Below are 11,990 nucleotides of genomic sequence, written 5' to 3' on the forward strand. Positions count from 1 at the left end.
GGTGCTTGTGCATCCCTTTTTTATTCAAGAATCTATAAATTATAAAAGGTTAGGTATGAATACTCGTCATTTTAGCCAGCTACCAAAAGCGGCATTGGCTTATCCAAAAGTAGTGCAAGGTTTAATTTTTAAAAAGCCGAAAGGTCCAAAAATATTACCGCAAGTTGAATATGTGGTAGATACTTTAGAAATTGATCAGAACCACCTCAAAGCTTATAACGAAGTATGTGGCTTTCAAAATAATGGCTTTGTACCAGCAATTTATTTGGCTGTGCTTTCTCAAAGTTTGCAAATGCACATGATGACGGCAGAAGCCTTTCCATTTCCAATTTTAGGTTTAGTTCATATCCGTAACCAGATTAAACAGACCAGACCAATTGCTGTGACTGAAAAATTAACTTTGTCATGTAAATTTGGGGAACTAAAACCGCATGATAAAGGTGTTCAGTTCGACTTTATTACCACGGCAAAAGTTGGCAATGAAGTGGTGATGGAAGGCTTAACGACTTATTTATCTCGCCAAAAAGTCGAGAAAAGAGTAGGTGAGAAAGCCAAAGAAGAACAAGCACCAGCTTATGTTCCAAAGGCAGAGTGGAATATTTTAGAAAACACAGGTCGCCGTTATGCGAAAGTGTCTGGTGATTTTAACTTAATTCACATTCATGCCATTACTGCAAAAGCATTTGGCTTTAAGCAAGCCATTGCACATGGTATGTGGAGCAAAGCTAAAGCATTAGCAAACCTTGAATTACCAAATGCTTATGAAGCAGATGTATGGTTTAAGCTGCCAATGTTCTTACCGTCAAAAGTTGAGTTTTTAACTGCCAATGTAGATAAAAAGACTGATTTCTTGATTCGTAATGCCAAATCACAAAAACCGCATGTTGCAGGAACAGTAAAAGCATTATAAAAATATCAGCAGCCTGAACAGAGGTTTGGGCTGCTTTTGAGCAAAATAACAAAAAATGCAAGGAACTTCATGTGATTAAAGAAATTTTACTGGCCGATACCCATAACTATCACGGTATTTTAGATGAACATTTTATTGATTTAGCTCACCAGTTTAGCCGTCTTCAAGATGCTAGAACAGGACAAGGTGGAGCTGCTTTAGCGGTTTATTTTAGAGGTCAGAAAGTTGTAGATATCTACACGGGTCTAAAATCACAAACCGAAGCTTGGCAACCTGACACATTGGCAGTTTGTTATTCTACAGGTAAGGGCATACTTGCAACTTTAGCGCATATTTTAGTAAGTGAAGGTTTTTTAGAATACAACAAACCGATTGCGACTTATTGGCCTGAGTTTGCTCAAAATGGAAAAGAGCAAATGACATTGCGTCATGTGCTAAGCCATCAAAGTGGCATGTTTGATGTGCGAAATATCATCGAAAGTGCGCGAGAAATGCTCGACTGGTCACACATGTTAGATGTGGTCGCGGCGACTAAGCCAAGATTCCTTGCAGGAGAGGGTAATGCTTATCAAGCTTTAACATTTGGTTGGCTTGTCGGTGGTGTACTTGAAAAAGCAACTGGTCAATCTTTAGATCAGCTCATGCAAAAATATCTTGTTGAACCGTTGCAGTTAGACGGCGCTTATTTTGGGACGCCTGCAAATGAGTTGGATCGTGTAGCACGTTTAATTATTCAACCAAAACCAGAAAAACCAGCATCTACTCAAGTTGAAAAACCTAAAAAGCCACAGACGCGCAAGAGTTCACTCTCTGAAAAAATGATTACTTGGACTGGACAAGACCCTCAAGACTTTCAAGATGCCATGATTCCAAAAGGAATGAAACATCTTAGTTTCTTTAGTGACGAGGGGTTGCAAGCAGTCATTCCAGCAGCAAACGGCACATTTACTGCAAATAGTCTTGCTAAAATTTATGCGATGTTGGCAAATCACGGTGAATGGGACGGACAGCAACTCATTCGTCCAGAAGTATTTAAAGAACTCAGTACCATTCAAAGTTATGCACGTGATCGTGTCATGCCAATACCGATGAATTGGCGTTTAGGATATCACCGCATTATTACCATGGGTAAACGCGCTAAAAATGGGTTTGGGCATATTGGTTACAATGGTTCAGGTGCATGGTGTGACCCTGAGCGTGAACTCAGCTTTGCTTATACTCATAACTTCCAGATTGGTTCAATCACAGGTGATTATCGTTTGTGGGGACTGACTCAAGAAGCCTTACGTTGCACCGACCAAATTTTAAAAGGTCGTAAAGGCTGGTTCTAATTTTAGTATTTTAAAGCTGGCATCCTAATCAATGCCAGCTTCTATATTTATAATAATTCTAGGCGAATAATCGCTTCGGTATGGCGCTTGAAGTCTTCCTCAGCTAAACCTTGTAAACCAAGTTTATAAATACCTTCTAAGCCGCAAACAAAGGCAATGAGTCGCCATGCAATGTCTGTTGAGTTAGATATGTTGTTAAATTCGCCTTTTTTTTGGCCACACTCAATCGCTTGCACAATTGTTTCATGCCAACTTTGCATGGCAAGGTTATAAGCCTTTTGTATTTCTGCATCTTGTTCAATTAAGAGTTCAGCTTCATTCCATAAACGTAAGTAGGGCTGAAGTCTGTCGATATTTTCTGCACCTAATAAGATGAACAGTCTTTGAAATTGGCTGGTTGTTTGAAGAGTTTGTTCAATTTCATCGAGCTGTTCCATCAGCTTTAAAAAAGCTTCAGCTTTTAAATGAGATGCCGAAGAAAAGTGGTGGTGAACTTGTCCGGTAGAGGTTTGTGCTTCTGTTGCGATTCTACGTACCGTCATGGCAGTAAAACCTTCAGCCAAAGCAACTTGCATGGCAGCTTGCAGAATCATTTCTCTGCGTTGATCGCGATTAAGATAGGCCATGTTTTTTCACCTGACTGAATTCGACACAAATTACATTAAAACTAAAAGTTGGACAAGTGTCCAATTGTGTATATAATAACCATGATTTGAACACATGTCCAAGTTTTGGATATTGAAGAGCGTTATGCAAAAAAAATGGTTAATCCTGACAATTATCGTCCTTATTTATTTACCAGTTACGATTGATGCAACGGTGATGCATGTTGCAACACCATCTTTAAGTGCAGCATTGAATTTAACTGCCAATCAGCTTTTATGGATCATCGATATTTATTCATTGATTATGGCGGGTTTGATTTTGCCAATGGGCGCACTCGGTGATCGTATCGGCTTTAAAAAATTATTATTTATTGGAACCGCAGTTTTTGGTGTGGGTTCGTTAGCTGCAGCTTTTTCTCCAACTGCCTATGCCTTAATTGCTTCTCGTGCTGTCTTAGGGCTAGGGGCAGCTATGCTTATTCCAGCCACTTTATCCGGCATTCGTAATGCCTTTACCGAAGAAAAGCAGAGAAATTTTGCACTGGGTCTTTGGTCTACAGTGGGTGGTGGCGGAGCAGCTTTTGGTCCATTAGTGGGTGGGTTTGTGTTGGAACACTTCCATTGGGGAGCTGTATTCCTTATCAATATCCCGATTATTTTGGTGGTTCTAGTTATGATTGCGATCATCATCCCTAAACAACAAGAGAAGACTGATCAGCCAATTAATTTAGGGCAAGCTTTAATTTTGGTCGTAGCCATTTTAAGCCTGATCTATTCAATCAAATCGGCTATGTACAGCTTTTCGGTACTTACAGTCGTGATGTTTGTAATTGGTATAAGTACTTTAATCCACTTCATTCGAAGCCAAAAAAGAGCTACGACGCCAATGATTGATCTGGAATTGTTTAAACATCCAGTGATTTCTACCAGCATTGTCATGGCTGTTGTTTCTATGATTGCTTTGGTTGGTTTTGAATTACTCTTGTCTCAAGAGTTGCAGTTTGTACATGGTTTTTCTCCATTACAGGCAGCCATGTTTATTATTCCATTCATGATCGCGATTAGTTTAGGTGGTCCATTAGCTGGAATTTGCTTGAATAAGTGGGGACTTAGACTTGTATCTACTGTTGGTATTTTAATAAGTGGATTTAGCCTATGGGGGCTTGCCCAGCTTAACTTTTCGACCGACCACTTTTTAGCATGGACGTGTATGGTCTTTTTAGGCTTTAGCATTGAGATTGCCTTACTAGCTTCAACTGCTGCGATTATGTCATCTGTACCTCCGCAAAAGGCGAGTGCAGCAGGTGCCATTGAAGGGATGGCTTACGAGCTTGGGGCTGGTTTGGGCGTTGCTATATTTGGGTTAATGTTATCTTGGTTTTATAGTCGTTCAATTATTTTGCCAGAACAGCTCCCAACGGACTTAATTGAAAAAGCGAGTATCTCGATTGGAGAAACCATGCAATTAGCGTCTAACCTTGAAAATCCTTTGGGAGGACAATTAATTGCAGTTGCGCAGCAAGCTTTTAGCTATGCGCATAGTTGGGTGCTTACAATCTCCGCCATTTGTTTCTTTCTTTTAACTGTATTTGTCTGGTTTAGCTTTCCAAAGAAAGTAAATTAAGAAATTCAAAATAGAGGATAAAAAGAGAGATGATCTTTCTTTTTATCCTTAAATATTTTTTTTAATATTTTCTACATATTAAAAATTGGTTATTTAATTCTCATAAATAAACTATTCTTTAAAAAGGTTCATATTTTTATTTCAAAATGATTTAGTGTTCATGTAATTGAAATTTAATAAAAAATTAATTGTTGTGAAATTGACTGTGTAAAAATGGTTTGCTAACCTGCTATTCGAAAAATCTAAAAACAAATAAAAGAGGCTGCTGTGAATTTTAAATTAAAAACATCACTCATTATTGGAGCAATTGTTGCGTCTTCACTTGTATATGCCGCAACTGTACTTTCACCAAATCAGAATAATAATAGTGGATCAATTCCATCCGGTTATTCAGATTTAGAATTTAATCTAGCAAATGGAAATTGGGTCAAAAACCTTACTTTACCCACAAGCGCTAATAATTTGGACAAAATTACAATTCGTTCTAGTGCTGCCTATAGTAGTTATTTAGATACTTCTAATACCAATATTCCGTTAGAGGTTTTAAAGATAAATAGTGGTGATGTTTACCAATTCATCTTTAATAGTAGTCAAAATAAATGGATCGCTCAGTTAGCGACAGTGAGTCCTACTAATGGTGCGACCTATGAAGTCGTTCCATTAACAATTGCATCAATGCAAAAAGTACTTATTCAAAATGACAAATGGGCACAAACCATAGCATTACCGAGTGATGTCCGTGATGGAACAACCGTACAAGTTATTTCTACAGCAAGTACAAGTTCGGACATTGATAAAACAAACTTACTATTCCCAAGCAGTTTTATATTAAAAAATGGATCTGAATATTGGTTTAAATATTATTCTGCTTTAGGAAAATGGGTTCCAGAATATATAAAACCTCAGAAGCTAAATGTTCAGCAAATCGGAACGTCATTAGCGACAGTTAATAGTCCACTTACAGAAATTTCATTTGGAGATGGAAACTGGGTTTCCAATTTCACTTTGCCGAGCACTGCAAGTGATCGAGATAGAATTGTTATCAAGTCTACAGCGACTTGGTCTGCAAAAATTAATAATACAAATATTAATAGCCAAGCGACCCTAACGCTTAAAACAGGCGATCAATATGAGTTTATGTATGTAAGCGACAAAGGATATTGGCAACTGATCTCTTCACCTACAAAGGTGATTGATTCAGCCGCAACAATCCCTGCAACTTTACCGAATATGACTCAGCCTACTTTAAAGGTAAAACTTTCTACCTCAAATTGGCAGCCAACCTTACAACTACCTGCTAAAGCTCAAGTCGGCGATAAAGTTGTTATTGTGTCTAATGCATCGGCAGACACCTTGATTAATGCCGCTAATGGCTTGTCTACTGCAATTAAAAATGGTGAAAATCGCCGTTTTATTTATACCGCTCAAGGCTGGACAGTAGATAGTTATACAATTGATATGTTGTTGGTTTCTAGCCCAGAAGTAAACTCAATTTTAGGAGAGAGCGCTGCTAAACTTAGAATGATTGAAGGCGTAAATTTAACGAATTTAACTGCTGAAAACTCGAATGCACGCTTTTACTTAAGAAATGTGGGCTATTTAACTTATAAAATCCCTGCTACCACTTTAAAAGAAGCAATCTCGACTGGACGAGATGACACCACGGTACAAAATGAGCGTAAACGTGTATTGGCAGACGGTGTTTATTATCAAGGTAATGAACCGGGTGATGGCGGTTGTGGTTGGGCTTGGATTAATGCTTCTGCATATAACATGATTGGCGCAAATGATATTGCAGGTTGTTCTTTCGCGGCCATGCGTCATGAAGTCGGGCACAATCTTGGTCTGTACCATAATGGTTCAACTAATATTGGCTCAGGTTTTGCCCATCCGTTAGGAAGTACTGCAATGGGTGGCAATAATATTAATTTCTATTCGAGTCCATATCTATACAACCCGAAATATGGTGTACGTTTAGGTGTAGAAGGAAAAATTGATGCGGTTAGTGTGATTAACCTGAATGCGCAGAAAATTTCTCTGTATAACTAATCTCTATTTTTAGCTGTAAATAATGAAGAAAAATAAATTGTTAATAGGAACTGCTATCGCTTGTGTGGCGTTAGCAGTTTTAATCTGGTTTGCCTTTTCACAGCAGAGCTCTTCTGCTTTAACGTCGTCTTCAGAAAATGGGCAAGGGACTGGGCAAAAACTGGCAGATAATCAGAATGAATTTGCTCGTCAAAATATACTGAATTTGAGTCCGTCCGAAAAAGAAAGATTGTCTCAGCAACAGATTATTTTTAATGAAATAGAAAAGGATCAACTGCCTTCTAATGTTAATTTTCCACTAATTAAAAATGCAGAAGGTATGGTCATTAAATATGATCCAAATGTGATTGAACTTAAAAAAGTGGGCGACACTGTTAAGTTCCAAATGTTGCAATATGGCATTAATCGCACGGGTAAAATTGTAGAGATCGAACCTGTTGACCAAGATATTGTTCGATGGACTGGGAAATTTGATCAGGGCGATCCGAATCAGAATTTCTTTACCATTACTCAAAGTCAAAAAGACCATTATACAATCATGCAAATTTTTACCGAGAAGGGAAATTATTCGGCTGAAATTAAGGATGGTGTGGGGCTCGTGCAAACGATGGATGAGGGTGTTACAGATCAGGAGTTACACCATGATCATCCTTAGACAAATAAACGGTTCTGGTAGAGAAAAGAAGCCAGTTCGCAGTTTATCTGTACGGATATGAGCTTTATGCGTTCACACTCTTTTAAAAACAAAGTATGCTTATGCCTGTAACAAGGAGCATACATGTATCAAGTACTTGCTAGAAAATACCGTCCACGTAATTTCAATGAGTTAGTGGGGCAAAACCACGTTTCTCGTGCATTAAGCAGTGCATTGGAACGCGGTCGTCTTCACCATGCTTATTTATTTACAGGAACCCGTGGTGTAGGTAAAACTACAATCGCACGTATTTTAGCCAAGTGTTTGAACTGTGAAACGGGTGTAACTTCTACACCATGTGAAGTCTGTGCAACCTGTAAAGCGGTAAATGAAGGCCGTTTTATTGACCTAATTGAAATCGATGCTGCTTCAAGAACCAAAGTAGAAGATACGCGTGAACTTTTAGACAACGTTCCTTATGCGCCAACGCAAGGACGTTTTAAGGTTTACCTGATTGACGAAGTACATATGCTATCGACGCATTCTTTTAATGCGTTATTAAAAACACTAGAAGAACCACCAGAACACGTTAAGTTTCTATTTGCTACGACTGACCCACAAAAGCTACCGATTACAGTCATTTCACGTTGTTTGCAATTTACTTTACGACCTTTGGCTGTCGATGAAATTACCAAGCATCTTGGCGCTATTCTTGAAAAAGAACAGATTATTGCTGACCAAGATGCAATTTGGCAAATTGCTGAATCTGCTCAAGGTTCACTGCGTGATGCATTATCTTTAACTGACCAAGCCATTGCTTATGGTCAAGGTTCTGTACATCATCAGGATGTTAAAGAAATGCTTGGTCTAATCGACCGTACGATCATTTATGATTTGATTTTGGCGATTCATCAAAATCAACGTGAGAAAGTTAGTCAGCTTTTATTGCAATTTAGACATCAAGCGCTAGATGTTTCACTTGTGCTTGATCAGCTCATTTCGACATTGCATGAATTGGCAATTTTACAATATCTACCTGATTTGAGTTTGAAATATAGCGATGAAATCAATCGCAAAATCATGCAATTGTCTAAGCTGATTTCTGCTCAAGATTTACAGCTTTATTACCAAATCGCATGTAAAGGTCGTTCAGACTTACAGCTTGCTGTAACGCAAGAGCAAGGTTTTGAAATGTGCGTTTTACGCTTATTGGCATTCCGTCCTTTAGCACCAAATGAAATTGTGGTGTCAGAGCCTGTTCAACAAAATGGACAAACACTAGTGGGTTTGAGTCAACAAGTTCAGCAAACAGCTCAGGAGATTACTCCGGTAAATACGGTTCAGCCTGTTGAAGTTATTAACCAACCTGCTATGGTTGAACCTGAACCTGAACCTGAACCTGAACCTGAACCTGAACCTGAACCTGAACCTGAACCTGAACCTGAACCTGAACCTGAACCTGAACCTGAACCTCAGTCTAATCAGGATTTAATGGTATTTGACCCAAATCATCATGAGCTGATTGGGCTTGATTCAGCAGTTGTTCAAGAGACTGTTAGTGTTAGTGTTCTTGAAGAAGATTTCATTCCGGTACCAGAACAAAAGTTAGTACAAGTTCAGGCAGAAACACAAACTAAAAATATTGAACCTGAACCAGCTTTCACTGCTGAACCTCAAGGTTTGTTTGAGACATCTAGCGCTAAATTTTCCCTTGGTCAAGATGTGCCTATAACTCCTGATTTGTCTTCTGAACCTGTTATTGAACAACAGTCATTTGTACAAGCCGAAGTAATGGTTCAAACAGAAATAGTTGCCGTTGTAAAAGAGCCTAGTGCAACTGATCACGGTCAGTTGATGCCTCAAGATATCTTGAAGCTTTCTCCTCAAGTTTTGGAAGGTGAGTGGACACTCGAAAAGTGGGAATATTGGTTTAGAAATAGTCAGCTTTCTCCAGCCGTTCAAGAACTTGCTCAACATGGTGTGATGACTGGTGAAATTGGTGGCAATACTATTTTCCATATTCCTCAAGAATATGAAAATATGCTGACCCAATTACAACAAGGCCTTATTGATGCATTAAATGAGCAATGGCCGAATACTCAGTTTACAGTTGAATATGGTGCTTTGAATACATCTACTCCCTACACTATTCAAAGTGCACGTAAAGAAAAAGCCTTTCACCGAGCAGCTGAGCTATTACAGCAACAGCCAGTTATTAAGAGTCTCATAGAAACTTTTGATGGCGAACTACAAAATATTCAATTAAAGCCTTAAATTCATCTGATTTTTGATCTGGTGCAGAATATGAAAATAATAGAGTTTTCATATTCTTCATTGGATTGAAATATTTGGGTCATGTCACTGTCATTGTACTTTTCTATGTTAGCCATTTTAGATTTTAAATGGACTATATATCGTCATGAAAAGGCAATGCATTGGAATAAATTGTTTTAAATATTCATATTTTTTATTAATCGGCGCGATTCTGCTGAGTGGTTGTAACGACTCTGCAAATGATAGTTCAAATACACCAGAAACAGGTAAAAAGCCTGTAATGCGCTGTGCTCCATAAACTTAAATAATAAAAAGAACCTGATCATGATTACACGTCGTAAATTTTTAAATTACTCTTTAAATATGGGTTTTGGTGCTGCGGCATTGGCAACTTTCCCATCTAGTATTCAAAAAGCTTTAGCAATTCCTGCAAATAATAAAACTGGAACCATTCAGGATGTCGAGCACGTTATTATTTTAATGCAGGAAAACCGATCTTTTGACCATTACTTCGGAACATTAAAAGGCGTCCGAGGGTTTGCCGATCGTTTTACGATTCCTTTGCCAAGTGGCCGCCGTGTTTGGGAGCAGCTTAGAAGTAATGGGCAAGTTTTAACGCCTTTTCATTTAGATGGTACAGCCAATAATGCGCAGCGTGCAGATGGTACGCCACATACGTGGAATGACAGTCAGCTGGCTTGGGATAATGGGCGTATGGCGAATTGGCCAGCTCATAAAACTGATATCTCAATGGGTTATTTTAAAGAAAAAGAAATTCCATATCAGTTTGCGCTTGCAAATGCTTTTACGATTTGTGATGCCTACCATTGCTCTATGCACACTGGAACAGATGCAAACCGTTCTTATCATTTAACGGGTACAAATGGTGCAACACCGACCAAGCGTTCATTTGTAAACAACGAGTGGGATTGGATTGATGGTAACCCAGCGACGGCAGACCGTGGTTATACATGGAAAACTTATGCCGAACGCTTAGAAGAAGCAGGGGTAAGTTGGATTTGTTATCAAAATATGCCAGATGAATGGGGCGATAATATGTTGGGTGCATTTCGATCGTTTAGAAAGGCCAACATTGCTTCTGGTTATCCGGTTGCAAGTGGCGGCGAACCGAATAAACCGTATGCTGATACGGGTCAAAAACTACCGTATAAAGCCTATGATGCTGCAACTGATAATGCCAAAAATCCATTATATAAGGGCATTGCAAATACGCTACCGGGTAATAAACCAGAAGAATATCTTGATGCTTTTAAACGCGACATTCGTGAAGGGAAGTTACCTCAAGTCTCTTGGATTAATGCGCCATCGATTTATTGCGAACATCCAGACCCTTCAAGCCCAGTTCAAGGAGCTTGGTTTATTCAAGAAATTATTGATGCATTAACTGCTGTACCAGAGGTGTGGAGTAAAACTGCGCTACTTATCAACTTTGATGAAAATGATGGTTACTTTGACCATATGCCATCGCCATCAGCGCCATCTCGACTTAAAAATGGTCAGTATGCTGGCAAATCGACATTAAGTAGTGCCGATATGCAGGACGAATACTTTGACCATGTCGCGCCTGAAGGAAGTCATTCACAGCCTACACCGGATGGACGAGTTTATGGACCAGGCCCTCGTGTTCCGTTATATGTGATTTCCCCATGGAGTCGTGGTGGTTGGGTGAACTCACAAGTGTTTGACCATACCTCTGTGCTCATGTTCTTAGAAAAACGTTTTGGTGTAAAAGAGCCGAATATCAGTGCGTATCGCCGTGCAGTGTGTGGTGATTTGACCAGTGCATTTAACTTTAAAACACCAAATGCAGATGTTTTACCGCAGCTGAATGGTAAACAAACACGTGTGCAAGCAGATGAGTTAAGAGAAAATCAAGAAGCTTTACCAGCTGTGCCTGTACCCACGGATACGAAGTTACCGATTCAGCAAAGTGGTATACGTCTTTCACGTGCGTTACCTTACGAGCTACACACCAGCGCACGCTGTAGTACTGATGGCAAAGTGCAATTGATTTTCTCTAATACGGGTACGCAAGCAGCGGTTTTCCATGTTTATGACAAGCTCAATTTAGACCGTATTCCAAAGCGTTATATTGTCGAGCCGAATAAGACTCTAGATGATGTATGGGACGCTTTAAAAGATAATTTAGGTCGTTATGACCTATGGGTACTTGGTCCAAATGGCTATCATCGTCATTTCAAAGGGGATACTCAACGTATTGTTGATAGTGGCGTTAAACCTGAAATTCGAGTGTGCTATGACATTGCCAATGGCGATGTATACGTTGAACTCATGAATGATGGTACTAAGGATGCAATATTGACGGTAAAACCTTGTGCATATCGACAAGATACGCCGTTACAACTTACCGTAAAAGCGGGACAGGTTGTTAAGCAGCATTGGGCTTTGGCCGATGTAGGGCATTGGTATGATTTTGAAATTACCAGTCAAAGTGATCCATATTATTACCGACGTTTTGCTGGTCGAGTCGAAACGGGTGAAGATTCCTTTAGTGATCCTGCAATGATGTAAGCTAAGACGA

The 11,990-nt window shown here is 39.2% G+C and carries 9 protein-coding genes; 8 read left to right on the forward strand and 1 reads right to left on the reverse strand.

The features are described from left to right. Positions 1 to 55: 55 nt before the first annotated feature. Positions 56 to 910: a MaoC family dehydratase gene (locus JGE69_RS08250; protein ID WP_068562765.1), complete on the forward strand. Its 855-nt coding sequence runs from the start codon at positions 56 to 58 to the stop codon at positions 908 to 910. Between the two features lie 71 nt (positions 911 to 981). Further along, positions 982 to 2,241 (forward strand): serine hydrolase domain-containing protein, encoded by a 1,260-nt coding sequence (locus tag JGE69_RS08255; protein WP_199112797.1) that lies wholly within the window; start codon positions 982 to 984, stop codon positions 2,239 to 2,241. Between the two features lie 47 nt (positions 2,242 to 2,288). On the opposite strand, the gene JGE69_RS08260 is transcribed toward JGE69_RS08255, so the two are convergent. Next, positions 2,289 to 2,867 (reverse strand): TetR family transcriptional regulator, encoded by a 579-nt coding sequence (locus JGE69_RS08260; protein WP_199112795.1) that lies wholly within the window; start codon positions 2,865 to 2,867, stop codon positions 2,289 to 2,291. Positions 2,868 to 2,991: 124 nt separating this feature from the next. On the opposite strand from JGE69_RS08260, the gene amvA reads away from it, so the two are divergent. The 6 genes from amvA to JGE69_RS08290 all read left to right on the forward strand — a co-directional run bounded on the left by amvA (position 2,992) and on the right by JGE69_RS08290 (position 11,980). Then, positions 2,992 to 4,470: a multidrug efflux MFS transporter AmvA gene (gene amvA, locus JGE69_RS08265; RefSeq protein ID WP_199112793.1), complete on the forward strand. Its 1,479-nt coding sequence runs from the start codon at positions 2,992 to 2,994 to the stop codon at positions 4,468 to 4,470. Positions 4,471 to 4,737: 267 nt separating this feature from the next. Then, a complete protein-coding gene (gene cpaA, locus JGE69_RS08270; protein ID WP_199112791.1) occupies positions 4,738 to 6,519 on the forward strand; it encodes a metalloendopeptidase CpaA in 1,782 nt (593 codons plus the stop codon). A 22-nt stretch (positions 6,520 to 6,541) separates the two neighbouring features. Continuing rightward, entirely contained in the window at positions 6,542 to 7,174 is a 633-nt protein-coding gene (gene cpaB / locus JGE69_RS08275) for a metalloprotease secretion chaperone CpaB (RefSeq protein WP_032007409.1), read from the forward strand. A gap of 123 nt (positions 7,175 to 7,297) precedes the next feature. Then, positions 7,298 to 9,427, forward strand: coding sequence for a DNA polymerase III subunit gamma/tau (locus JGE69_RS08280; protein WP_199112790.1), 2,130 nt, complete (start codon positions 7,298 to 7,300; stop codon positions 9,425 to 9,427). Between the two features lie 145 nt (positions 9,428 to 9,572). Next, entirely contained in the window at positions 9,573 to 9,725 is a 153-nt protein-coding gene (locus JGE69_RS08285) for a hypothetical protein (RefSeq protein ID WP_155279910.1), read from the forward strand. Positions 9,726 to 9,751: 26 nt separating this feature from the next. Beyond that, a complete protein-coding gene (locus tag JGE69_RS08290; protein WP_199112789.1) occupies positions 9,752 to 11,980 on the forward strand; it encodes a phosphocholine-specific phospholipase C in 2,229 nt (742 codons plus the stop codon). Positions 11,981 to 11,990 lie beyond the last annotated feature (10 nt).

It is taken from the genome of Acinetobacter sp. C13, from assembly GCF_016809775.1.
Lineage (GTDB): Bacteria > Pseudomonadota > Gammaproteobacteria > Pseudomonadales > Moraxellaceae > Acinetobacter > Acinetobacter pittii.